Annotated in this window: 21 protein-coding genes; 11 read left to right on the top strand and 10 right to left on the bottom strand. The window is 38.8% G+C overall.

Annotated elements, in window-relative coordinates; genetic code table 11:
- Nucleotides 1-669 precede the first annotated feature (669 nt).
- Nucleotides 670-1,638: a class 1 fructose-bisphosphatase gene (locus tag ESZ39_RS11360; protein WP_146880019.1), complete on the bottom strand. Its 969-nt coding sequence runs from the start codon at nucleotides 1,636-1,638 to the stop codon at nucleotides 670-672.
- A 411-nt stretch (nucleotides 1,639-2,049) separates the two neighbouring features.
- On the opposite strand from ESZ39_RS11360, the gene ESZ39_RS11355 reads away from it, so the two are divergent.
- Nucleotides 2,050-4,485, top strand: coding sequence for a zinc-dependent metalloprotease (locus tag ESZ39_RS11355; RefSeq protein WP_146880018.1), 2,436 nt, complete (start codon nucleotides 2,050-2,052; stop codon nucleotides 4,483-4,485).
- A 144-nt stretch (nucleotides 4,486-4,629) separates the two neighbouring features.
- Here ESZ39_RS11355 and ESZ39_RS11350 read toward each other — a convergent pair whose 3' ends face one another.
- Nucleotides 4,630-5,592, bottom strand: a complete 963-nt coding sequence (locus tag ESZ39_RS11350) for a DMT family transporter (RefSeq protein WP_146880017.1) — start codon at nucleotides 5,590-5,592, stop codon at nucleotides 4,630-4,632.
- Nucleotides 5,593-5,740: 148 nt separating this feature from the next.
- Between ESZ39_RS11350 and ESZ39_RS11345 the strand changes: the two genes are divergently transcribed.
- The 3 genes from ESZ39_RS11345 to elbB are packed head-to-tail and all read left to right on the top strand — an operon-like array spanning nucleotide 5,741 to nucleotide 9,054.
- The gene (locus ESZ39_RS11345) at nucleotides 5,741-7,186 is read left to right on the top strand and encodes a PLP-dependent aminotransferase family protein (RefSeq protein WP_146880016.1); all 1,446 of its coding nucleotides are present in this window, start codon (nucleotides 5,741-5,743) and stop codon (nucleotides 7,184-7,186) included.
- Nucleotides 7,187-7,207: 21 nt separating this feature from the next.
- Nucleotides 7,208-8,401 (top strand): multidrug effflux MFS transporter, encoded by a 1,194-nt coding sequence (locus ESZ39_RS11340; protein WP_146880015.1) that lies wholly within the window; start codon nucleotides 7,208-7,210, stop codon nucleotides 8,399-8,401.
- Nucleotides 8,398-9,054, top strand: a complete 657-nt coding sequence (elbB, locus tag ESZ39_RS11335; RefSeq protein ID WP_146880014.1) for an isoprenoid biosynthesis glyoxalase ElbB — start codon at nucleotides 8,398-8,400, stop codon at nucleotides 9,052-9,054. The genes ESZ39_RS11340 and elbB overlap by 4 nt, the downstream gene beginning before the upstream one ends.
- Nucleotides 9,055-9,104: 50 nt before the next feature.
- Here the strand turns inward: elbB and ESZ39_RS11330 are convergent, their stop codons facing one another.
- The 4 genes from ESZ39_RS11330 to aroQ form a co-directional block, all read right to left on the bottom strand.
- Nucleotides 9,105-9,290, bottom strand: coding sequence for an oxidoreductase-like domain-containing protein (locus tag ESZ39_RS11330; protein WP_146880013.1), 186 nt, complete (start codon nucleotides 9,288-9,290; stop codon nucleotides 9,105-9,107).
- Nucleotides 9,291-9,379: 89 nt separating this feature from the next.
- Nucleotides 9,380-10,726 (bottom strand): acetyl-CoA carboxylase biotin carboxylase subunit, encoded by a 1,347-nt coding sequence (accC, locus tag ESZ39_RS11325; RefSeq protein WP_146880012.1) that lies wholly within the window; start codon nucleotides 10,724-10,726, stop codon nucleotides 9,380-9,382.
- 23 nt (nucleotides 10,727-10,749) lie between these two features.
- A complete protein-coding gene (gene accB / locus ESZ39_RS11320; protein ID WP_146880011.1) occupies nucleotides 10,750-11,196 on the bottom strand; it encodes an acetyl-CoA carboxylase biotin carboxyl carrier protein in 447 nt (148 codons plus the stop codon).
- A 73-nt stretch (nucleotides 11,197-11,269) separates the two neighbouring features.
- A complete protein-coding gene (aroQ, locus tag ESZ39_RS11315; RefSeq protein ID WP_146880010.1) occupies nucleotides 11,270-11,725 on the bottom strand; it encodes a type II 3-dehydroquinate dehydratase in 456 nt (151 codons plus the stop codon).
- Nucleotides 11,726-12,014: 289 nt separating this feature from the next.
- On the opposite strand from aroQ, the gene ESZ39_RS11310 reads away from it, so the two are divergent.
- Genes ESZ39_RS11310 through ESZ39_RS11300 form a run of 3 tightly spaced genes read left to right on the top strand, consistent with a single transcriptional unit; the run spans nucleotide 12,015 to nucleotide 16,121 of the window.
- A complete protein-coding gene (locus ESZ39_RS11310) occupies nucleotides 12,015-12,467 on the top strand; it encodes a hypothetical protein (protein WP_146880009.1) in 453 nt (150 codons plus the stop codon).
- A gap of 55 nt (nucleotides 12,468-12,522) precedes the next feature.
- The gene (locus ESZ39_RS11305; RefSeq protein WP_146880008.1) at nucleotides 12,523-13,668 is read left to right on the top strand and encodes a hypothetical protein; all 1,146 of its coding nucleotides are present in this window, start codon (nucleotides 12,523-12,525) and stop codon (nucleotides 13,666-13,668) included.
- A 2-nt stretch (nucleotides 13,669-13,670) separates the two neighbouring features.
- Nucleotides 13,671-16,121, top strand: coding sequence for an EAL domain-containing protein (locus tag ESZ39_RS11300; RefSeq protein WP_146880007.1), 2,451 nt, complete (start codon nucleotides 13,671-13,673; stop codon nucleotides 16,119-16,121).
- Nucleotides 16,122-16,352: 231 nt separating this feature from the next.
- Here the strand turns inward: ESZ39_RS11300 and ESZ39_RS11295 are convergent, their stop codons facing one another.
- Nucleotides 16,353-18,242, bottom strand: coding sequence for a protein-disulfide reductase DsbD (locus tag ESZ39_RS11295; RefSeq protein WP_146880006.1), 1,890 nt, complete (start codon nucleotides 18,240-18,242; stop codon nucleotides 16,353-16,355).
- Nucleotides 18,239-18,340 (bottom strand): divalent cation tolerance protein CutA, encoded by a 102-nt coding sequence (gene cutA / locus ESZ39_RS18390; RefSeq protein ID WP_191321768.1) that lies wholly within the window; start codon nucleotides 18,338-18,340, stop codon nucleotides 18,239-18,241. Before cutA ends, ESZ39_RS11295 begins: the two co-directional genes overlap by 4 nt.
- 807 nt (nucleotides 18,341-19,147) lie before the next feature.
- Here cutA and ESZ39_RS11285 point away from each other — a divergent pair.
- From ESZ39_RS11285 to groL, 3 genes are all read left to right on the top strand, one after another.
- A complete protein-coding gene (locus ESZ39_RS11285) occupies nucleotides 19,148-19,663 on the top strand; it encodes an FxsA family protein (RefSeq protein ID WP_146880004.1) in 516 nt (171 codons plus the stop codon).
- A gap of 118 nt (nucleotides 19,664-19,781) precedes the next feature.
- The gene (locus tag ESZ39_RS11280; protein ID WP_146880003.1) at nucleotides 19,782-20,072 is read left to right on the top strand and encodes a co-chaperone GroES; all 291 of its coding nucleotides are present in this window, start codon (nucleotides 19,782-19,784) and stop codon (nucleotides 20,070-20,072) included.
- Nucleotides 20,073-20,142: 70 nt separating this feature from the next.
- Nucleotides 20,143-21,789, top strand: coding sequence for a chaperonin GroEL (gene groL, locus ESZ39_RS11275; RefSeq protein WP_146880002.1), 1,647 nt, complete (start codon nucleotides 20,143-20,145; stop codon nucleotides 21,787-21,789).
- A 171-nt stretch (nucleotides 21,790-21,960) separates the two neighbouring features.
- Here the strand turns inward: groL and ESZ39_RS11270 are convergent, their stop codons facing one another.
- On the bottom strand, nucleotides 21,961-22,683 hold the full coding sequence (locus tag ESZ39_RS11270; protein ID WP_411266877.1) for an NYN domain-containing protein: 723 nt from the start codon (nucleotides 22,681-22,683) through the stop codon (nucleotides 21,961-21,963).
- 408 nt (nucleotides 22,684-23,091) lie between these two features.
- Between ESZ39_RS11270 and ESZ39_RS11265 the strand changes: the two genes are divergently transcribed.
- Nucleotides 23,092-25,464 (top strand): TOTE conflict system archaeo-eukaryotic primase domain-containing protein, encoded by a 2,373-nt coding sequence (locus ESZ39_RS11265; RefSeq protein ID WP_146880000.1) that lies wholly within the window; start codon nucleotides 23,092-23,094, stop codon nucleotides 25,462-25,464.
- 162 nt (nucleotides 25,465-25,626) lie between these two features.
- Here the strand turns inward: ESZ39_RS11265 and ESZ39_RS11260 are convergent.
- A partial coding sequence (locus ESZ39_RS11260; protein WP_146879999.1) for a transposase occupies nucleotides 25,627-25,867 on the bottom strand: 241 nt, incomplete at its 5' end.

Raw genomic sequence — 25,867 nt, 5'->3', positions numbered from 1 at the left:
GTTGCATTTTTACGGCGGCACTCTAAGTGCTGTTGGTCAAGCTATGACTTTAGCAATAACAGCAAAAAGCCTCTACCTTTTTTACCTGTTCTAGCTAGGCCTATATACCCGCTCCACTTCAAGGTGCAGATTTCAGCAAGTCGAGAAAGGGTTAGGTACCAGGCATGGATTGAAGAGAATAGTTATTCTTGGCAACTGCTCCTGCGTTGCTCTAATAACCCACATCCATGTGGGAATATTGTCGAAATCCATAACGTAGGAGATGACCCTTTATCGGCTTGCCTGTAGGGAGCTAAGCTAGAAAACCAGTCCAGCGTTGCATACATGGATGTATGTACTTAGGTTTTGTCTGGAACAAAAAACCTGTGCACTACTTGATAAGGTTCCTACATGGCCGTTCTTAGCCATCCATGGCTCCACGGCATTAGTACTTCCATGCACGTCGATGTAGGACATTAGGGTAACGCAGTTACCGAGAATAACCATTATCTTCGTATCGCGCCTTGATCTGATTTCCTAGCTTAACGCTGAAACTGCATTTTGAAGTGGAACGGGTATAACAGTGTTTAACATCCATAAATGAGTCTGATAAGTATAAATAAAAACACCTGAAATTTTCAGGTGTTTTTATGTTTGCAGGTCAATTTTATTGTTGAGTAACTTTTAAGCTTACTTGTAATAACCTAAACAGGCCTCAACCTCGTTTTTAGAGCCCATGATCACTTCAACACGTTGGTGAATATCTGTTGGCTCAATATCCATGATACGCCCTTGGCTAGTCATCGCTAAACCACCGGCTTGTTCAATTAGAAAGCTCATGGGATTGGCTTCATACATTAAACGTAATTTGTAGGGTTTTTCTGGATTTCTATTATCAGCTGGGTAGGTAAATATACCACCACGGGTAAGTACCCGATGAATGTCACCCACCATAGCGGCAATCCAACGCATATTGAAGTTTTTACCGCGTGGCCCGGTATCACCGGCAAGTAAATCATTAATATATTTTTGCATCGGTTGTTGCCAAAAGCGCTGGTTTGACATATTAATAGCGAATTCTTGCGTATCTTCTGGCACTTGTAAATTGCGCTCAACTAATAAGTAACCGCCGTGAGTGCGGTCTAAAACATAAAAGTGCGTACCGCTGCCTGTTGTCATCACTAAGGTTGTTGATGGACCATAAAGTACATAACCTGCGCAAACTTGGTGATTACCTGATTGTTTAAACATATCAGGATTGTTAGCGGCCATATCTGTTGGCGCTTGGTGAATGGAGAAAATAGTACCAATTAACGAGTTAATATCGATATTTGAGCTGCCATCTAAGGGATCAAATGAAACAATAAACTTGCCATCTTCGTCACCCGCCACTGAGGTGTCTTCTTCTTCAGAAGACACCGCTTTGACAAAACCTGACTCTAACAAAATATCTTTAAATAACTCGTTAGCAACAACATCGAGTTTCTTTTGCACTTCACCTTGAATATTTTCATCCAAGGTTGAGCCCATTGCGTCACCTAAGTGTCCTTGGCTAACTCGAAATGAAATTTCTTTGGTGGCAGCTAAAATAGTTTCTATTAATGAAATTAAATCTAACGGTACATTATCTTCACGTAAAGCGGGAGCTAGTCGTTGCATAGGGTTACCTAATTACTTTAAAGTCATACTCTTATAACAGAGCATATCGTATTTTATTTTCGATGTTATGATGTAGTATACCAATTACAATAAATAGTCGAACACTTAAAGTGTGCTAAATAGCTAATATCTATTTTACTTTTAATCACATCTGCCAGCTATTGTTCAATCAAGCCTTGGCTACATGGATGTAGGTACTGATGTTTAGTCTGGAACAATAAACATGTATTCTTGAATATTTATTGTTACTTATAATTGCTCACTGACTTAATTCAATTGGTATTATCAAGACATCAAAAGTTTATTTTGAACTGATTATAACAAGAATAAGCGTATTTTCAGTACTTCTAATCATTTTAATTTTAGCTAAACAGGTAATTTATTTAGCTTTACAGACGACAAGGATATGCAATGAGGTTTTTTATTAGGCTAATGGTGTTATTTTTTTACTGTGGCTTGTCAGCACAAGTGCAGGCAAAAACAGAAACAAGCTATAGTGAATTTATTAAAGACAAGCAGATCCATCAAGGTTACTTTTCTTTTTATCTCGATGACAAAACAGGCAAGGTGTTTTTAGCAGTAGAGAACTTTGAGCAAGAATTTTTATTTCAAAGTGGCTTGCCACAAGGCGTTGGTTCAAATGATATTGGCTTAGACCGTGGCCAATTAGGTGATACCAGGTTAGTGCGTTTTGAAAGAGTGGGTGACAAAGTATTTTTACGCCAGCTTAACACTGATTATCGTGCTAATAGCGATAACATCCTTGAACAGCAAGCGATAGACGAAGCCTTTGCTAGTTCTATTATCTGGGGCTTTAAGGTTAGCCATAGCTCAGCAGATAACAGTAAAGTCTTAATTGATTACACACCATTTTTACTCTCAGACATTCATAACTTGTCTGCACAATTAAAGCGCACTAAACAAGGCAGTTTTAAGATTGATGCCACGCGCAGTGGTGTTTATAAAAAGCGTACAAAAGCTTTTCCCAACAATACCGAATTAGAGGCCACGGTTACTTATAAAGGCACAAAAGCTGGAGTACACTTACGCTCAGTTACACCTGATGCCTCAGCAGTAACAGTTAATTTGCACCACTCGCTAATTAAACTGCCTGATGATAATTATCAAACACGAAAGTTTCATCCCTTTAGTGGCTTTTGGCAGCACGCCTATGCAGATTATGCCAGCGCGATAGATGAGCCCTTGATTAAGCGCAATATTCCTCGCCATCGTTTAGTTAAGAAAAACCCAGCAGCTAAAATAAGTGCCGCAGTAGAGCCGATTATTTATTACTTAGATGCCGGAGTGCCTGAGCCGATTAAAAGTGCCTTACTAGATGGTGCGGGTTGGTGGGATCAAGCTTTTTCTGCCATTGGTTATAAAAATGCCTTTCAAGTTAAGCTGCTGCCAAGTGACGCTGACCCGATGGATGTTCGTTACAATGTCATCCAATGGGTACATCGTGCCACACGTGGTTGGTCTTATGGCTCATCTGTGATTGACCCACGTACTGGCGAAATTATTAAAGGCCATGTCACGTTAGGCTCTTTACGTGTTCGCCAAGACTATTTAATTGCCTTAGGCTTAACGTCACCATTTAAAAATGCTAATACGGATACTAGTGCCATGAAAGCAATGGCTTTAGCGCGAATTCGACAATTAGCCGCACATGAGGTGGGTCATACTTTAGGCATAGCGCATAATTTTGCCAGCAGTGTCAATAATCGAGCGTCAGTGATGGATTATCCTCATCCGTTAATTACCATTGAAAACGGCCAGATAAGCTTAGCGAATGCTTATGCCAAAGATATTGGTGAATGGGATAAATATGTGGTGGCTTATGGTTATGCTGAGGTAGAAAAGGCCCAAGAAGCCCAGTTTTTAACTGAATTAGTGGCAGCAACTCAGAAAAAAGGCCTGCAGTATATTTCTGACCCGGATGCAAGGCCGCAATCAAGTGCTCATGCTACGGGGCACTTGTGGGATAATGGTAAAGATGCCGCGGCTGAGTTGATGCGAATGTTAGACGTTAGAGCACTGGCATTAGAAAATTTTGGGTTAAACAGTATACCTGTTGGTACGCCAATGTCTGAACTTGAAAAAACCTTGGTGCCTATTTATAATTTTCACCGTTTTCAGGTGCAAGCTGCCGCTAAATTAATTGCTGGTGTCGACTACGGCTATCAATTGCGCAGTGAAGAATTTAGTCATCAGCAAACAAGGGTTGCAGGCGAGTCACAACAAGCAGCACTTGATGCTTTAATGGCGACACTCACAGTAGAAACTTTAACACTGCCGGCTAAAATTACTGCTTTAATACCACCTAAGGCTTACGGTTATAGCCGAGATAGAGAAAGTTTCCCTAGTCAAACAGGGCTAACTTTTGACCCTATTAGTGCAGCAGAGGCAAGTGCAAAACACACACTATCGCTATTACTTAATGCCGAGCGACTAGCAAGGTTACAGCAACAAACTATGCTAGATAACGCTATTCCGTCAGTCGCGTTTTTACTGAATAAACTGGTCAAAAACACAGTAAAATCAGCGCCAAAAAGCTCAACAGCCATGCTGGTGCAACAACGGGTTAATCAGCAATTAATAGCGCATTTAGTTGCACTTTGGCATAGCACAAATGTTGTGCCAGAAGTACGAGCTGAAGTTTATGTCACATTAACTGATTTAGCTCAATGGTTAACTAATAAGCGCAGCGCACGAAAATATCCAAGCTTTCGAGCACACTTTCAGTTACTAGCTCAGCAAATTAATTACAGTTTAGCGCATGATAAGTCATCGACCCCCGCGTCTAAGATAACACTGCCACCAGGTTCGCCGATTGGTAGTTATTAAATCCTATTAGCTTAACTTGGCGAGGACATTTGGAAGTAGACCCGTTATACCCACTTAGTTAATCAAATGGGTATAACTAGTACTTAAGGTAAAGTGAACTGCAGACAAAAAAGTTGACTATTTGGAAAGTACTAAGTTTAACTATCAGCTCTGTGTTTTTAGCTTTATTTTATTTGTATCAGGCTTTTCTGCGCTATTTGTATTGTTGGCTGTAGAACTACCACTAGTTGATGGTTTTTTAGGTCGAATGAGTACCACAAGATTACCGGCCAAGATAAATAATAAGCCAACTAGGGTATACGTAGTCCAAGAAAATCCTTCAACCACCGTTGAAATGATCACAGCGACCGCTGGAAACATCACTGAAGCATAAGAAGCTTTATGTGCACCAATACGGTTAAGTAAAGTTAAGTAGCTAGCAAAGGCAATAACAGAGCCAAAAATGCTTAAATAAAGTAATGAACTGACATAAGAAAATGTATAGTCAAAACTGAAACTTTTACCTTGAACCATAGCGATTATCGCCATAAAAATGGCACCGTATGTCATGCCCCATGTCATCGCCGGTATTAACGGCAACTTTAGTTTTTGATTTCTCATTGACAGCATATTGCCAGTTGACGCGACCAAAGTACCCACAATGCAAAACCCTAAGCCTAATAAGGTTTCAGCGCCTAATTTTGTGTCACTTACTTGTGGCCAAAATAGTGTCACAATACCTAATAACCCTAAGCTACCCCCTAAGTAAACTTGTTTAGTGATACGAGTGCCGTACCAAATGCGAGCATTAAAGACATTAAAAAACATGATCATTGAAAAGGCAATGCAGGTTAATGCTGAGTTGATATGTTGCTGTGCGCTATAAAGTAAATAGTAGTTAAAGCTAAATAAAGTGACGCCAAAAAGGAAGAATTGAAGATGGTGGCGCAAGGAAAACCTTAACCGCAAACCTTTAAGTTTACAGTAGGTAAATAAAATAATAGCAGCCAAACCAAAGCGATAGACAATAGACGCTTCTGGGGCAACATCACCTAATTGGTAATTAATCGCTATCCAAGTCGAGCCCCATATCAACACGGTAATTAGGTATAAAAATGTGTTGTTCATTACAATCCTTTAGTTAATTCAGCCAGCAAAGCACTCGTTATCGACATTTAGGTTACCCAGCGTAGTACGGTCAGTGATGGATAGACATTTTACTGATTTTTTGTTTTAATAACATATACAAAAAAATGAAAATGCAACCTATACAGTTATGCGATTAGTTGACAAATCATCCCCCGACTTTCTATATCAACAAGTGATCGACTTTGTTGAATTTCAGGAACAAAGTGGCGCAATACGCCCAGGTGATAAATTACCAAGTTTACGCAAACTAAGTCGACAGTTTGAGATCAGCGTACCTACTGTTAAGCAGGCATATCTTGAACTTGAACGCCAAGGTAGTATTTCTGCTCGTCCTCAGTCGGGTTACTATTTAAAAGCTAAACAAGCACGTACTTTATTACCCATGCGGGCAATATGGGCGAGTTGTGAACCAGCAGAAATATCATGCCGAAGTTTAATTGAGCAAGTTTATGACGCTGTGCATATGCCTGATTCGGTGGCACTAGGTATTTCTAATCCAGTTAATGCCCACCCACCAGATAAAACCCTAGCAAGGTTAATGCGCTCGGTGCTGAGCCGAGTGTCTGAAAAAGCGGTGAGTTATGGGCCGATTAATGGCGACCCTAAACTACGTTTGAATTTAGCTTTTCGTTATCAAGAACAGGGTGTTTTGGTTAATCACGAAGACTTAATTATTACCAATGGTGCGCAAGAAGCCTTGTCTATTGCGCTGCAATGTGTGGCTGAACGTGGTGACATTATCGCGGTTGAATCACCTTGTTACTTTGGCCTTATCGAGCTTATCGAAAGTTTGGGCATGAAGGCTCTGGAGGTTTATACCTGCACTGAAGACGGTGTTTGTGTTGCAGAATTAGCTAAAGTTATCGCGCAGCACTCAGTGAAAGTGTGTTTATTTTCAAGCGCCATTAGTAATCCGCTAGGGTCAATGATGACCGATAAGCAACGACAAGCTATGGTCAGGTTACTGGAAAAAAATGATATTGTCTTAATTGAGGATGAAGTCTACAGCGATTTGTATTTTACTGAGCACCGGCCGGTGTCTGCACAGTTATATTCAGAAAAAGGCTTAGTATTAACCTGTTCATCTTTTTCAAAAACAGCGGCTCCAGGTTATCGAGTGGGTTGGTTGTTACCCGGTAAGTTTGAAGAAAAAGCGAAACGTATTAAAAGGGCACAATCATGCTCTACATCAATGTTGCAACAATGGACATTAAGCGCTTACTTAATGAGTGGCGAGTATGACCGACACCTGCAAGTACTTAGAAAAATCCTGCGTTACAACTGTGAGCGTATGCGGGCGTTAATCGCCGAACATTTTCCTGAGCAAGTGTGTATTTCAAAACCCAAGGGTGGCAGCGTTTTATGGGTACGTTGTCGTTCACATGTTGATACCAGCCAATTTTTTAAACAAGCTATTGCACAAGGGGTAAATTTTGCACCCGGAGTGGTTTTTTCACCCTCTGGCAAGTATAAAAATTATATGCGCATTAGCTATGGTGTGCAATGGAGCGAAAAAATTGACCAAGCTATTCAAGTACTGGGGAAGTTAGTTCACGACTACCCTGAATATTAAAAAGACAAGGAACTAACCACAGTGGCAGAGCACCGTACAAAAATATCATTAAGATTAATATTACCGTTATTAGCCGCTATTATTGCGGTATCTCCCTTGGCCATCGATATGTACCTTCCTGGTATGCCTGAGCTTACTGAATATTTTTCAACAAAAATGCCCTTGGTGCAAAATAGCTTAAGCATTTATTTATTGGGTTATGCGGTTGGCCTGTTAGTGTTTGGCCCTATGGCTGATAAGTATGCTCGTCGCACATTAGTCATGATAGGTTTATTAGGTTTTTTATTAACCACAGTGGCGTTAACATTTGCACAAAATATTGAACAATTTATAGCCTTACGTTTTTTTCAAGCCTTTATGAGTACAGCAGCTACCGTGGTTGTGCCTGGTATTATTCGACAGCTTTATGGTAAAGACACCGCGAAAGGACTGTCTTATGTCAGTATGATCATGATGTTGGCACCCATGATAGCCCCTAGTATTGGCAGCGTATTACTATTACACAGTTGGCAAATGATTTTTTATGTACTGGCAGGTTATGCATTTATGGTTTTTGTTTGCAGTTTTTATTATTTACCTGATGTTAAAACGGTTAAATCGACAATCACCTATAGTGCAGTTGAGCGTTATAAAATTGTTTTTAGTAATCGTGCCGCTCGTTTTGATCTATTGACCGTTATGATGGCCTCGTTGGCTTTTTTCAGTTATATAACCGCCATTTCATTTGTTTATTTAACCGTATTTAAGGTCTCTGAATTTGAGTTTAGTTTGTTATTTGCCTTGAATATTTTGGCTTTAATGACTGCACACTTTATGAATACACGACTAGTAGGCAGATTTGGATCTAGAAAAATGTTACGTTTTGGTGTTGTACTCGCTGTTGTGGCGGTAACAAGTTTATTACTGGCCAGTATATTTTCTTTATCCCTATATTATTATGTTGTGGCTATTTTACCGTTAATGGGGAGTTTATCGATGATTTCGGTTAATGCTGACGCCTTAATTTTACAAGAGTTTGCTGAACATGCTGGTACAGCAACAGCAGTAAATGGTACTTTGCGCTTTGGTATTGGTGCGCTAGCAGGTCCTATTTTAGCGATATTTTATGATGGCAGTACCTTACCCTTTGCACTCTTAATGTCGGGGGCAGTTTATCTTGTGGTGATCTGTCAATTAATACAAAGTAAGCTCAATATAGCAACGGAGAAAATGTGAAAAATATAGCAGTAATATTATCGGGGTGCGGGGTATACGACGGCTCTGAAATTCATGAGGCAGTGTTAACCCTGCTGGCCATTGAACAAGCGGGCGCTAAATATCGCTGTTTTGCGCCAAATATTAACCAACATCATGTGATTAATCATTTAACTGGTGAGGTGATGGCTGAAGAACAACGCAATGTATTGGTAGAGTCTGCGCGTATTGCTCGTGGTGATGTTGAAGACTTAACTGAATTTTATATCGATGAGTTTGATGCCTTGATTGTACCAGGTGGTTTTGGCGCGGCGAAAAACTTATCTGACTTTGCCATTAACGCTGATGCCTTTAAAGTTGACGAACAAGTGCTGGCCGTATGTCAAGCATTTGCAAAGGCCAATAAGCCAGCAGGTTACATGTGTATAGCCCCCGTGATGATCCCACTTATTTACGGTGAAAATGCCCAAGCCACCATCGGTCATGATATTGGCATTGCAACAACTTTAATTGATGTTGGCTTAGCGCACCAAGATTGTGCGGTTGATGATATTGTTGTCGATACTAGCCGTAAGCTGGTTTCTACACCGGCCTATATGCTGGCAACATCGTTAACTGAGGCGGCGAGTGGGATTAATAAATTGGTGGAAAAAGTAATCAAAATGATGGCTTAAATGCCATTGAAAGCCGGGTGTTTCATTTAAAATACAAGCAGAAAAATGCATTAGTTATTGACGCTAAGTTTCTGTTGTTGGATTTTTTGTTCTTCAGTGGCTTTTAACGTGACTTGTTGTAAGCGCCATTTTTTTCGTTCAGCGTAGTAATAATCCCAGACACAAGGGTTACATGCACCACCGCCACAACAGTCGTCGTCGGCAGGGGGGGAAGGCTTTGCTAGTAATTTAGTCATAACGGTTAGCGCTTTTGCTATCAATAAGAATTATTATAAATAAAAAAGCTCTGTATGCAGAGCTTTTTTACGGGTAACAGCTTTACGCTTTATTCTAATTCAGCAAGTTTTTTTTCAAGATAGTGAATATTAGCACCACCATCAATAAAGCCTTGATCATTTAAAATATCTTGGTGCAATGCAATATTGGTTTTTATGCCATCAATAATTAATTCACGTAATGCGTTACGCATACGCGCCATGGCAACTTCACGACTATCACCCCAAGTAATCAACTTACCGATCATTGAGTCATAGTTTGGCGGCACTGAGTAATCCGCATAAATGTGCGAATCCCAACGTACACCTAATCCACCTGGAGAGTGAAAACGAGTGATTTTTCCTGGCGATGGCACGAATGTACGTGGATCTTCCGCATTAATTCGACATTCAATTGAATGGCCAGATATTTTAATATCGTCTTGCGTATAAGATAGTGGCTGACCTGCGGCAACACGAAGCTGCTCTTTGATCAAATCAACACCTGTAACCATTTCAGTCACTGGATGCTCTACCTGAATACGGGTGTTCATCTCAATGAAATAGAATTCGCCGTTTTCGTATAAGAATTCAAAGGTACCGGCACCACGATAGTTGATTTCGATACAAGCATTACAGCAACGCTCACCAATTTTTGCACGCACTTCAGCTGAAATACCTGGCGCAGGCGCTTCTTCAACCACTTTTTGGTGACGACGCTGCATTGAACAGTCACGCTCACCTAAATGAATGGCAGCGCCTTGGCCATCAGCCATAATTTGAATTTCAACATGACGTGGGTTCTCTAGGAATTTCTCCATATAAACTACGTCATTATTGAAAGTAGCTCGCGCTTCAGCTTTGGTTAATTGAATAAATTCAATTAAATCTTCTTCACGGCGAACAACGCGCATACCGCGGCCACCACCACCACCAGAGGCTTTGATGATAACTGGATAGCCAATACGTCTACCGTGCGCTAAATTTGCTTCAACATCTGCGGTTAACGGACCATCAGAGCCAGGTACACAAGGTACACCAGCCGCTTTCATCGCTTTAATAGCTGAAACTTTATCACCCATTAAACGGATACTTTCCGCCTTGGGTCCAATAAAGGCAAAACCTGACTTTTCTACTTGTTCAGCAAAATCAGCATTTTCAGCAAGGAAGCCATAGCCAGGATGAATTGCTACAGCATCAGTCACTTCTGCAGCGGTAATAATGGCTGGAATATTTAAATAACTATCCATTGCTGCAGGTTTACCAATACAAATGGTTTCGTCGGCTAACAACACGTGCTTAAGGCTTTTATCGGCTGTGGAGTGTACAGCAACGGTTTTAATGCCAAGCTCTTTACAAGCACGCAATATTCTTAAGGCAATTTCGCCGCGATTGGCGATAACAACTTTATCTAACATGAAAATACCCTTAAAGGTTGGGCTTATTCAATGATGAATAGCGGTTGATCAAATTCAATAGCGTCTTCGTTTACGGCTAAAATTTGTTTGATGACACCTGATTTATCAGCTTCGATTTGGTTCATCATTTTCATTGCTTCAAGGATACATAATGTATCGCCAGAATTAACATGTTGGCCAACGGCAACAAATGCAGGGGCATCAGGCGAACCTGCTGAATAGAAAGTGCCAACCATTGGCGAGCGCACAGTATGTCCAGTTATTACTGGAGCTGCCGCTTCCGTTGCAACAGCCGGTGCAGGTGCAGCAATTGGCGCTGGAGCAGGCGCTGCATGCATCATAGGAGCTGCTTGCATAACGGTGGCACCACGGCTAATACGTACTGATTCTTCGCCTTCAGAAATTTCTAATTCGTTGATACCTGACTCTTCAACCAATTCAATGAGTTTTTTAATTTTACGAATATCCATTTGAATACCTTTTTGATCATTATTAAATTTATGTGTGTGAAACTTAAATGAATATCATCATTTAAGTGCTTATTTATTTTTTATTTTTTTCTAACCAATGTGTTGCAGCAGCCAAAGCATATTCATAGCCATTAGCGCCTAAACCACTAATAACGCCTACGGCAATATCTGATAAATAGGAATGCTGTCTAAACGACTCACGCGCATGCACGTTTGATAAGTGGACTTCAATAAAGGGTATGTTAACCGACAATAATGCATCCCTAAGCGCAACACTAGTATGCGTAAAAGCCGCTGGGTTTATTATAATAAAGTCTATTTTTTCAAAACTTGCATGAATTTCGTTAATTAAGCTATGCTCAGCATTTGATTGTTTATGGCTTAGCTGCACATTAGCCTTGTTGGCTATCTGGGCTAAATTGGCCATAATATCAGCTAATGATAACGAGCCATAAATAGTAGGTTCACGTTTGCCCAACATATTTAAGTTAGGACCATTTAATACTAAAATGTTAAACTTTGTAGTCATCTTCGGTAAAAACACCTTAATTGTTAAGTAATAGTAGCATCATGTCATGTTTGACTGTGTGTTGAAATAAATTTGGCTCAAATATTAAGATTAATCCTATTTGACGATTATTATAGTGTTTTCGCAGAATATAGCAGCAAAATACTGGTCTTATCACTTGTAGGAAAAATAAAGCTATTAATATTAGCCGAGTTATAATAAATTTAGTAAACTAAATTTCTTAGGAATTTTAATTAATTCATTGATTTAACGGGTTTCACGAAAAATAAGTCATTAGTTAAATGTTGTCGTGTCGTCTTCTGTTATTAACAAGGATGAAATTATTAAAGCCATATTTTTAAACGTTGCTGCTGTAATCTTGTTTTTTAGTCCTCAAGTAGAAGCAATTAATATTATTTCAAACATAACGGCTGATACTGAATCCTTGTCTGTTACACAACTGCGCCGTATTTATTCGATGCGCCAAGTTCATTGGCAAAATGGTACCCCTATTGTGGTTTACGTTTTGGCGAGCAAAAATCCACTTCATCAAAAGTTCTGTCGAGAACAATTACGTTTATTTCCTTATCAACTTGATCGTATATGGCACAAACTGACCTTTTCGGGCTACGGCGTTGCTCCTATCGAAGTCGCAAATGAACGCGAGCTTATTCAGGCCATAAAATCGACCAAAGGTGCTATTGGCTATGTGGAAAATCTATTGGAGGTCAAGGATGTTAACATCATTGAAATTGATGATTAGACCGTCTAACTTATCAAATTATTACTTTAGTACATTGTGCAGCTTATGTTTGACAATGAGTATTAATGCCGCTGAGATCAAAAATGAACCGCTACAGATTCATGGTTTTGTAGCTCAAGGTGTTATTGATGCCAATAACAGTAATTACATTAATACCGATGAAAGTATTTCACTAGAACTGACGGAAGTGGGTATCAATGCCTCGTATCAGCTCAATGATGACTTTCGTATTGCTGGTCAAGCTGTTTACCTCAATGGTGGTAATCGTTATCACGCAGGGCCTCGTTTAGATTATTTACTTTTGGAGTGGGATGCTTTTCATAATGAGACTTGGCAAGCTAGCTTTTATGTCGGCCGAGTGAAAAATAATCATTGGTTATATTCCAGCACTCGCGATATACCCTTTGCACGTCCTTCAATTATTAATCCGCAAATGACCTATTTTGATGGTTTTCGAGATCTTGCCGTTGGTGGAGATGGTGCGGCAGTTAAGTTAAGTTATAGCGATGATGTTTTAGGAGAAATTGACTTTAATTTTAGTCGAGGTAAAAGTGTGATTTCAGAGGAGCAGACTGATGTTATTATTGGTCGGTTTGCCTTAGGTAAAATTGTTCATGACCTTGATACCCAAGCGAGTACTTACTGGCGACCGTCATACTCACAGTGGCGATTTGGCATTTCAGCCAACGATGCTACGTTTAGCTATCAGCAGGCAGGCATTGATAATTTTTTTGATAGTGACTTTGTTCTTCAGTTTTATACCATAAATGCTATTTATGAAGGTGAGTTTTGGCAATTCAGCGCGGAACTAGTGCAAGAGCGCTTTGTGATTAATGGTTTTTATTTTCCTGATTTTCATCGTGATGAAATAGGTCAAGGGTATTATCTACAAGCGAGTTATCAGTTAGAAAAAAACTTATCTATTTTAACCCGATACGAAAGCTTTTATGCCAATAAAGACGATAGAAATGGTAGTGAATTAGCGCAGAACTCAGGTGGATTAGTGCCATCATATTTTGGCTTTCATCATGATTCTATGATCGGTGTTTCTTATGATTTTTCTGATAAATTCCGCGTCAATGCGGAGTACCATTGGATGCAGGGTGGGGCAAGATTATCACCTCTCGTTCAGCCAAATCCCATCGCTAACGATAGTAAAAACTGGCAGGTTTGGGCTATTCAATTTATGTATTGGTTTTAGTGATGAAAGTGAAATTTGTTAGTGTTTCGGTAAAATTTTTCGTCTTAGTGGTGAGTGCGTTATTACTGTTGAGTTTATCTATTTCTATATTGTCAGTTGCTAGATTGGATCAAGAGTTTGCTCAATATCAAAGTAATAAATTGCGTCAAGGTAATGCACAGCTTGACATGCAAAGTCGCATTATTAGAGAGCGAGTAGCCCTTTGGCTAGAGTCATTTACTGATCTTATTAAGCTTAAAGAACAAACCGACTTTGATCTCGCAGCAAGTGCTTTGGAACGACAATTTGATGCCCTACAAATAAATTATAATGTGGAAGCATTATGGTTGGTGTCAAATGAACTTAAACCAATTGTTAAATCTGCGCCACTGTCTAAGCAAGTGCTTGCCAGTATGAGCAGAGTTAGTGAGAGTTATGCTCCTGATTACTATTTAAGTTGTGTGCAGGAGTGTCGACAGTTAGTGTCGATGCCAATATTAAATTCCCACGGTGAAATGGCCATAGTGACAATGGCCATTTCCTTTGTTGATGTTATATATGCTATTAATCAAGCATTAGAAAACCAAGTTGCAATCGTCTCCTTTGATCAGTCGCAAGCAGCGACATTAGCACAAGCAAAAATAATTACTTCGTCTGCCACACAATTAATGTCTGTGCTTTTTAGGAAAAATCAACCCTCTGATTTATTGTCAGAAGTGAAAGCGAATGGCTTGCAAGTTGAACATCAAAATAGTAGTTATTTAATTAATATGTTGCCGTTAGCATCTTCAGCATCTCAAAGTTTTTATATGGCTCAGGTTGACAATGTCAGCTCTTTTACCCATAAATATCAAGCGTATCGCACGCAATTCATACTATCAGCGCTCGCTATTTTTATCATTTTAGCCTTGTTAGTACATTTTGTTGCTGGGCCTTTTACTAAAAGGCTATTAGTACTTGCAGACACCTTGCCCTTACTAGCTCGTAAAGAGTTTGAACAATTTCGTGCGGTTAAAAACAGTCAATCAAAAATGTTTCCGGATGAAATTGATGTTCTGATTAATGCCACCACTGATTTAAGTTATGAATTGGAACAATTAAATATTGAAGTGACGCAAAAGACTAAGGAATTAGAAAATATTGCCATGTATGACCTGCTAACTGGGTTGGCTAATCGCAATATGTTGAATTACCAATTGTGTAAACAGTTAAAAAGTGCAGCAAGTCATAGTCACAATGTGGGTATTTTATTTCTTGATTTAGATGATTTTAAAAAGGTAAATGATAGTCATGGTCATGGTCAGGGCGATATGTTACTTGTCGAGGCGGCCAAGCGCATAAACCTCAGTGTCGGTAGTGCTGATATGGTGTGTCGCTTTGGTGGAGATGAATTTGTTATTTTATTAGAGAATAATACCTCCTATGAAAAAGCACAGCACGTGGCTAAAACTATAATAAAAAGCTTCCAACAGCCCATAAAAATTAATACCGCCATGTTTTATGTCACCAGCAGTATTGGTATCGCAATGACCGATGGTAAGTTGATAAAAGCCAGCGAGTTAGTCAGTCACGCAGATATTGCCATGTACGAAGCAAAAGGTAACGGTGGTGATCAGTACTTTATCTACCATGGTGATATGTTTAAGCGTCTGGCCTATAGAGTTATGATTGAAGGGGAAGTAAAACAAGCACTGGCTAAGGGGCAGTTTAGTTTAAGTTTGCAGCCTCAACTGGTGGCAAAAACCAATAAGGTGCATGGCTTTGAGGCCCTGTTGCGTTGGCAACACCCTGAGCGAGGTATGGTTTCTCCTGAGGACTTCATTCCAATTTTAGAAAATTCAGAGCATATGATTGAGCTTGGTTATTGGGTTATACGCCGCTGTTTCCAATTATATGCGGGTATGCGAGACGTAGGTCTTAGCGATGTAATAATAGCGATTAATCTATCTGCAGCGCAGTTTGCTGATGTTAACTTGCTGGGTTATCTCGAGGGGTTGTTAAAAGAGTTTGACCTTAACGCCGAAAGTTTTGAGCTTGAGTTGACCGAGCAAACGTTAGTAAAAGATATGGATAAAGCGATAGCCACTATGGATGCACTACGTCTGATAGGCTTTAGTTTTGCGATTGATGATTTTGGTACCGGTTATTCTTCTTTAGTTTATTTAAAGCGTATGCCCGTTGACGTTATTAAAATTGATAAGAGCTTTGTTTTTGGTATGTTAGATAATGACGCTGATTTTCAAATTATTATGTCCACTATAGCCATGGTGAAAAATTTAGGTCTTATCGTGATTGCTGAAGGTGTGGAAACGCAAGCCCAACTCCGTAGTTTAACTGAAAATGACTGTGATCTTATTCAAGGTTATTATTTTTCAAAGCCAATTCCTGAGGCTGAGATATTTGACTTTATTCGTTGTGATATTGTTGATGGTCACTGGAAGGTTTTGGCAAATTCAAACACAGTTGTTAATTAATGTAGACGAGCCGTTATCAGTTCAACGCTTGCAGATTTCAGTTGAAGTCTCGAATTCATTGCTAGAGAAGTGCCCACCTTATTTAGGACCGGGCAAAGTTATACCAACCCCATTAATTTATTGCTCACTTGAGCTATTTTTCCTGCGCACAACAAGATCACAAACTTAATGGAACTGGTATTAGATAAAAAAAAGCGCCTCGAGGCGCTTTTTTATCATTATCTTTATTAACTAAGGCGTGAATGTTTTATCAACATGTGCTGAAAACTCATCAGCGGCCATAAAACCAGTAACTCTGCGTTGTGATAATTCATTACCGGCTAAATCAAAGAATAAAATTGACGGTAAACCAAAAACTTCAAACCTAGACATCAACTCGACACTGTCTTTTGAACCGGTGTCGGTCAAATCTATTTGCAGCAATACCGTATCTGCAAGTGCTGTTTGCACGTTGGCTTCAAAAAAGGTGTACTCTTCAAATTCCTTGCACGCGACACACCAGTCAGCATACAGATCAACCATCACAGTTTTTCCTTGCGCATTAGCTTTTGCAATTGCTTGATTCATCTCAGTTAAGTTCTTCACATGTTCAAAGCCACGGTGTTCTGTTTGTTGTGATACCAAGACATTATTAGCCACAGGATAAACCAGTTGGTAGGCTTTATTTGCGCCGATGAAGAACACTAAAAAGATTAAAATACTACGCAAACCAAAACCAAAGGTTTTAGCCGAGCTTTGATTGACGGTATAAAAGTAACCAGCAGTTGCCAATATAAGCGTTACCCAAAGTATATCTATAATGATCAGTGGTAAGAAACGTTCGAGCAAGAATATTGGTACGGCAAGCAGTAATAAGCCAAAAACATTCTTAATAACGTTCATCCAGTTACCCGCTTTAGGTAGTAACTTACCACCTGAACTGCCTAATACCAGTAAGGGTAACCCCATACCTAGACTAAGCGCATAGAGTGCTGACGCACCAAGTAATATGTCACCTGATTGGGAAATATATAACAGCGCACCAGTTAATGGTGCTGTAGTGCAAGGAGAGGCGACTAAACCCGAAATAGCGCCCATTACTAGTACACCGAAATAAGAGCCACCTTTTTGATTACTACTTAGCTGATTCAACTTATTTTGCCAACTGCTTGGCAGGGCTAAATTAAAGGTGCCAAACATAGAAAGTGCTAAGAAAATGAATAATAAACTTAAGGCAATAAGTACGATGGGGTGCTGAAACATCGCTTGAAATTGTGCACCGGCAATAGCTACGACAATGCCGAGTAAGGTATAAGTAACCGCCATTCCTTGCACATAAGCAAAAGATAAGGCGAAGGCTCTTTTAGTTGATAACTTGTCACCTTGACCAACAATAATACCAGTTAAAATAGGGTACATAGGGAAAACACAAGGAGTAAAAGATAACAGTAAACCACCAACAAAAAATGCCGCTAGTGTTAGCCACAAGCTGTCACTTTTTAACATATCAGCCAATTGGTGTTGCTCACTACTATTGGCATTATTACTTTGTGCTAGGTTACTTTGACTGTTGATGCTGCCTGTAGAGCTAACTGATTCGGTGTTAGCTTTATCTTCGCTATTGGTACCCAGTGCGGACAAAATACTTTTAGCGTCGTTTGTAGAGTCTGCTACTAGTTCGACCTGATTTACCTCAACTGTTCGCTTGGTCGGCGGATAGCATAAGCCTTTTTTGGCACAGCCTTGATAGCGAATAGTGATATTGGCATCACTTTTGGCTTGTGTAATGTCGATGGTAAAGGCGAGTTGGCCAGTGAAAATTTGTTGAACACCAAAAAACTCATCTTCATGGCGTTCACCTTCAGGCAAGTTGACCGGCACAATAGTGGTGTTTTCACTGGTAAATTTAAATTGGTGACGATACAAATAATAACCATCAGCAATATTAAAACTTACTTTTAATTTGTCTTTTTGTTGGTGAAAGTCAAAAATGAAAGCATCATCAACTTTTAAAAACTCATTGTCATTACTAAAGAGCGATGCTGGCGTGTTAAAAATTGACTCTTGAGCATTTGCTAATGGTGTTGTAGCAAAACATAAGCTTGTAAGTATTAACCAAAAAACAGTAACAAATTTTTTCATAACCGATATTTTAAAGACTCGTTGATCCAGTTTAAATATTGATGATCACCTTGCTGGATGTTCAAGGCGATAACTTCAGGTGTATTGTATATATCCATAATCATTCAACTTGCGTGTTTTGAAACGTTTTAAAACTCTATGTGCCGCGTTGTTTTCAATCCCAATAGCTCGCTATTACTCAATCAAACGCCTTGTCCATAAAATTTTAAATTCGACACAAATTCAGGCACCTTGAATGATCACGGTTATAGGTGCATGGCTTGATTGTATTATTAAAACAAATCAAAGTGTGCCAATGTATTCTGGTAAATAGTGCCATCTGTGCTTCACTAAAGACATTTTTTGCCAGCAATAAACCGATATCTGTTCGATAAACTCTTGGCATAAATGGCGAACTTTTTACAAACCAATTACTCAGTAATAACTTAGGCTATAGCTATAGTCGGCATTTACATAAGCGTATTTGCTAGATTAACAAAGTTATATTATCAAAAGTACCTTAATGAAAGCTTAAGTGCTTGCACTTAAGCTTTCGAAAGTAAGCCAAAAAAAACTAATGTCTGCCAAATGAGTTAATAATACCAATTTGATTAATTAAGTGATCACCTTTTTCATGAGGAAAAATGGATAAATACAAGGCATAAAATTTAGTCAGTAGTTATTCACCTTATAAATTTTATAACGCTGTAGTTATTCATTTTAACCATTAAAAATGAGCAGGTAATTAATCAACTTGGTATAACAGCCGTTTGGGCAGTTTACGCTAATATTTTTCAATCAGTAAGTATCAACCCTATGGTTATATAAGTGACCTAATGATATTGCACAGAGCTAAAAAACTAGCTTGCTTGAAAAAGACCTGTTAATCCCCATATTAGTTTCATTAAAGATTATTAGGAACGATTATGTTTCGCCTGCTATTTATACTTTTTATCATTATTCCGATCATTGAAATTTTTGTTTTGATGCAAGTTGGCGCCATTTTAGGCGTTTGGCCAACCATTGCTATGGTAATTTTCACCGCGTGGCTGGGCGCGAAATATGTCCGACAACAAGGGATTTCAACCTTAAATTCGGTGCAAACAAAAATGGCTCAAGGACAAATGCCGTCAGATGAAATTGTTACCGCTTTAATGCTGCTAGTTGCAGGTATATTGTTGGTAACTCCCGGTTTTGTTACTGATTTTTTAGGCTTGAGTCTACTGATCCCCGCGGTTCGTCATACCATTACCGGTAGTGTTATGTCGCATCTCTCTAGTAAGAACAGTGGTCAGCACGGTTTTCAGTTTCATAGCCACGGTGCTAAACAGAGCCAACATCAAGGTGATTTTTCTGAACAACCTGAAAGCCCATCTCAAGAAAATATTCAGTCACCAAGTAAAGGTCAAACTTTAGATGGTGAATTTGAACGCAAAGATTAAAAAAAAATCAAGAGGGACTTGTGAAGTTTTATTTAATCCCCATCTTACTTCTACAAGTAAATAGCATCAAAATTTTAACCCATTATTTTTATAAAATAAAACTTTTCTGGAGAACCAAATGAGTATTCGTCCATTACACGATCGTGTGATCATCAAGCGTAAAGAAGTCGAAGCAAAGTCTGCTGGCGGTATTGTATTAACGGGTAGTGCTGCTGAAAAGTCAACACGTGGTGAAGTTGTTGCTGTAGGCAAAGGCCGAATGCTAGAAAATGGTGACATACGTGCCTTAGATGTAAAAATTGGCGACCAAATTATTTTTAGTGAAGGCTACGGCACAAAAACTGAAAAAATTGACGGTGAAGAAGTGCTTATCTTGTCAGAGTCTGACATTTTAGCCATCGTCGAATAACTATTAATTTTACTCATTTTATTGTACCGATTAAGTTGGGTACAAATAGAGTTTACAAGGAATCATGAAAATGGCAGCAAAAGACATATTATTTGGTAACGACGCACGCGCAAAAATGCTTAAAGGCGTTAACGTACTTGCAGATGCAGTAAAAGTTACTTTAGGCCCTAAAGGTCGTAACGTAGTTTTAGACAAATCATTTGGCGGCCCAACGATCACTAAAGATGGTGTATCGGTAGCAAAAGAAATCGAATTAGACGATAAATTCGAAAACATGGGCGCACAAATGGTGAAAGAAGTTGCTTCTAAAGCCAATGACGAAGCCGGTGACGGTACCACTACCGCAACTGTTTTAGCACAAGCGATTGTAAACGAAGGTTTAAAGTCGATTGCCGCCGGCATGAATCCAATGGATCTTAAACGTGGTATCGACAAAGCAGTCATTGCTGCAGTTGAAGCACTTAAAGGTTTATCGCAAGAATGTAGCGACAATAAAGCTATTGAGCAAGTAGGTACGATTTCAGCTAACTCTGACGAAACTGTTGGTAAAATCATTGCAACAGCAATGGAAAAAGTCGGCACTGAAGGTGTTATTACTGTTGAAGAAGGTCAAGCATTAACTGACGAGCTAGACGTTGTTGAAGGTATGCAGTTTGACCGTGGTTACCTTTCTCCTTACTTTATCAATAACCAAGAAAGTGGCAGTGTTGAATTAGAAAACCCTTTCATTTTATTAGTTGATAAAAAAATCTCGAATATCCGTGAATTATTAACGACACTTGAAGGTGTTGCTAAAGCGGGTAAGCCACTACTTATTATTGCTGAAGATGTTGAAGGCGAAGCACTAGCGACACTAGTTGTTAACAACATGCGTGGTATCGTAAAAGTTGCAGCTGTTAAAGCACCAGGTTTTGGCGACCGTCGCAAAGCTATGTTACAAGACATCGCAACATTAACTAAAGCGACAGTGATTTCTGAAGAAATCGGTATGGAGCTTGAAAAAGCAACATTAGAAGATTTAGGCCAAGCTAAACGTGTCGTTATCTCTAAAGACAATACAACTATTATTGATGGTATTGGCGAAGACGATGAAATTAAAGCACGTGTCGCACAAATTCGCGGTCAAATTGAAGACTCTTCTTCTGACTACGATAAAGAAAAATTACAAGAACGTTTAGCTAAATTAGCTGGCGGTGTTGCGGTTATCAAAATTGGTGCTGCAACTGAAATGGAAATGAAAGAGAAAAAAGCCCGTGTTGAAGATGCATTACATGCAACACGTGCCGCGGTAGAAGAAGGCGTAGTTGCTGGTGGTGGTGTTGCCTTAGTTCGTGCAGCCGATGCTATTAAAGACTTAGAAGGTAGCAACGAAGATCAAACTCACGGTATTAATGTAGCTATCCGTGCAATGTCTGCTCCTTTACGTCAAATCGCAACTAACTCAGGCGATGAAGCCTCAGTAGTATTAAATCAAGTACGTACTGGCGGCACAGGTAACTACGGTTACAATGCTAGCAATAGTACTTACGGCGATATGTTAGAAATGGGTATTCTTGACCCAACTAAAGTAACGCGCAGTGCCTTACAGTTTGCTGCCTCAGTTGCTGGCTTAATGCTAACAACAGAAGCAATGATCACCGACGCACCAACTAAAGATGCCGGCGCACCTGATATGGGCGGCATGGGCGGTATGGGTGGAATGGGCGGCATGATGTAAAAATAGGGTTTAAACCCTAAATTATGTGATTCTAGTAATTTAATTGAAAGCCCAAATAGCAATATTCGGGCTTTTTATTAGGCCATCTAAAATTTTCAATTGGCAGGCTAATTTATAACACAACTACACCCTACCATTAGAATAATTGGTCATGCCGATCTAAATAGTAACTTAATTTTTATTTTGACGAATATGAACATGTCTATGGGCGTACTGAAGCACAATGTTGGCAGTATCTTCATCATTGAGTAACGCAATTGGAAGTTCAGTTAGTTGAGGTAAGTCTTCAAAGGTTGGTGGTGCAGTTTCTAACCACCTCCAACATTTACTTCGATTTTTTTCTACTTGTAATAATATCTCGATTATTTTCTCAATTATCGTTGGCTGTCCAAACCAGCCTATAGGTTTAACGACTGGCTTTCTTCCACCATGGACCACCCTTGGCAATTGAGACAACCTTAGTTCATCAATCGAAATGTTCTTTCTGGTCCAATCAGAAAATTTATCGAGTTTTTCATTTGGATTTCGAATGCTATCTGTAGTTGGGATAACTAAGCCAACTTTAACTTTGCCCAGAGATTTTATCTTTTCTAAAACACGGGCTAAATCAGTATCGTTAGTTACAAAGACAACTTGTTCGATCGTATCATCAGTTAATACATCAAATAGCGATTCAACAGCAATATTTACATCAGTTTGTTTTTCTTCAAGTTTCCAGATATCAACATATTCACATTCATTAGGCGGTTTATTTGGTTCATCTGCGTCAATTTTGAATGCACGTGTAGCGTTTATTGCGTAATAACCTTTGATAAGTTCTAGTTGATTGCCTTCATTATTGAAGTTTAAAGCGCGGTGATAAGCCTGTTGATCATTTAATGAATCTGAAGACATTGCTGCTTTACCAACAATATCAGCTGTAAAAAACTTAATGCTTAGATCTTGATAAGAGTGTGTTTCTTCTGAGGAACTAGGTAGAATATAATTGATAAATAGTTTGGATAGATCTAGCCATTTATAAGGTGTTCGCTTAAGACAGCCATAATATAAATTGTACCCATCAATGTATACTCGCGTCTTCAAAGCTAACCCTTAGATTTTAGTTATAAAAAAACCGACACTAAGGCCGGCTTTTTCTCCCTATATCCAGGAGACTCAATGCTGCGCGTGGAAGTAGGGTTAGTTGTTAAATTAATTATGAAGCAAAGGTTGTTTTATTTCAATATTATTTTTAAAATTTGAAGCATGTGTGCTTTAAATATGAACATTACAAAAAAATCGTATGAGGGTGAGGTTATAATCATGCCTGAAAGCCATATTAATAAACTTACCAACATAGATGCTCGTCTTCAATTATTAAATGAAGAGCGACTTGCTTTGCTTAATGATCGCCAAGTATTAATAACGCAACATGAAGCTGAATTAGCCCAAACTTTCAATCTACACGCCTCTCCTGAATCTAAAATTAACCTTTTTCTTTCATACTTTAAAGGCCGTAACGATGTTTACCCATTTAGATGGGAATCAAAAAATGGTCGAAGTGGTTATTCACCTGCTTGCTGGAATGAATGGCAGCCAAAAATTTGCAACAAACCAAAAGTCAGTTGTACTGAATGTAAAAACCAAAACTTTAAAGTGCCTGATCAGCAAGCCGTCTACGAACACTTAAAAGGCATAAAAACTATAGGTATCTACCCCTTATTAAGTGATAACTCAACGTATTTACTTGCTGCAGATTTTGATAAAGAAGATTGGTTTTCAGCTACTTCTGCATTTGCAAAGACTTGTGAATCGTTAAATATTCCCTATTTATTAGAACGTTCAAGAAGTGGTAACGGTGGTCATATATGGATCTTTTTCTCACAAGCGGTAGCTGCTAGAGATGCTCGGCGATTAGGCAATGGTTTACTTCGTAAAACAATGGAACTCTATCCGTTACTATCATTTGATTGCTTCGATAGACTATTCCCTAATCAAGATATTATGCCAGAGGGTGGCTTTGGTAATCTGATTGCTTTACCACTACAGCTAGAGCCAAGAAAATATAAAAATAGTGTTTTCATTAACAATGAAGGCATCCCTTATAATGATCAGTGGTCAATATTGGCAGCTACTCAAAAAGTGACTAAACCTCAGCTTCAATCAACGCTTAAACAGCTAAATTCTTATATTGAAAGTGTGCCAGGTGATATTGCACATAATGAACCATGGAAGAAAATTAACGATAATGACAACATTAAGATCAATGATTGTCCTTCGATAATCACATTAACGCTAGCTGATCAGTTATATGTTCCAATCGCTAATTTACCCGGAAAACTGACGGCTAAGTTAAAACATTGTGCAGTATTTTCTAATCCAGAGTTCTACAAACGACAAGCCTTACGCTTTTCAACAATTGGTACAAGTCGATATATTTGTTCCGCACATATAGAAAATGGTTATTTAATCTTACCTAGAGGCTGTTTAGCCGAAGTTACTCGCATCATATCAGGCCAAAAAATAGAGATTGAATATAGCGATAAACGATTTGAAGGTAGCCAACTAGAAAAAATCAAGTTCACGGGTAAACTTAAAAGCCAGCAAAAAAAAGCTGTTGATGCTTTATTTGCACAAACCAATGGTGTTTTTGTTGCATCGACGGGTTTTGGTAAAACCGTTACAGGATTAGCTCTTATCGCAAAAAGGAAGGTGAATACCTTAATTTTGGTTCATAACCGCCAATTAGCGGAACAATGGCTTGAACGGATAAAAGTATTCCTAGCGAACGTGGAAGTAGGTTCATTATTAGGTGGTAAAGATAAGCTGACCTATGAAGTTGATGTAGCTACTTATCAAAGCCTCGTTAGCCGTAATGGCATAGACATTAAACCTGCCATTGAAAAATATGGGCAAATATTAATAGATGAATGCCACCACTTGCCAGCATCAAACTATGAGTGTTTGATAAAGTCAGTGCATGCTAAATATATTCACGGATTTACGGCAACACCTAAACGCCAAGATGGTTTAGAAAAATTAATGCACTTCCAAATAGGCTCTGTTCTGTATAAGGCAGCAAGCTCCAGCAGTAGCTTTGAACAGCATGTTAATGTGGTCAAAACTAATACTATTTTTCCTTCAGAATGGTTAATTCCTGATACTAAACCACATATATCTCAAGTTTATAAACACTTAGTTTGTGATCAAGCTAGAAATGAAATGATTGTTAACAGCATAGAGCTGTCGGTGAATAACAGTAGATCTGTAATGGTGCTTACCGAAAGAAAAGAGCATATTGAGTTACTTGCTAAATTGATGGCTGATAAGGGGGTAAAGGTTGTTGAACTGCATGGTGGTATTTCAACAAAGCAAAGACAAGAACGAATAACTTTCTTATCCAGTAAACCAAGCAAGGATGAAGCTGTTGTTATCTTAGCTACAGGAAAATATGTTGGTGAAGGTTTTGATCTACCACATTTAGATACTTTATTTATAACGCTACCGATAGCTTGGAAGGGAATACTAGCGCAATACGCTGGACGAATTCAGCGAGAATGGAGTAGTAAAACTGTTATTCAAGTTTACGATTTTATTGATGATTTTCCGACGTTACAGCGTATGTGGAAGAAACGGGAAAAAGGCTATAAAGCGTTAGGGTATAAATTTAATGAACAGAAAAATTTAGATCTCTGATTTTATTATTAATCATATTTTAAATACATGAAACAAGATGATTTCATTTAAATTCAAGTGGTTAGCTTAAGGGTTCAGTATTAAGGGGGATAATGTGGGGTATCATAACAAAATCCCATTTAACTAGGGTCTGTTGATCTTTCAAATTCATATTTTAACCACTTACATTGGCAGCCATATTATGCAGTATGCCAATGCGAGTGTGCTTTCATAGTTTCTTTTTAATTTATCGTATCTTGTCGCTATACCCCGGTAATGCTTGAGGCGAGCAAAAAAATTTTCAACTAAATGTCGGTATTTGTATAAACACCAATCGATATCATCATTACCTACTTTGGAATTTTTCTTTCTCGGGATAACTGGAATAGCACCTTTATCGCCTATTTTATTTCTAAGTGCTTCA

The organism is Colwellia sp. C1TZA3, from assembly GCF_007954265.1.
Classification (GTDB): Bacteria; Pseudomonadota; Gammaproteobacteria; order Enterobacterales; family Alteromonadaceae; genus Cognaticolwellia.
Note: the sequence above shows the minus strand (reverse complement) of the source record. Positions and strands in the feature narration are given on the sequence as shown.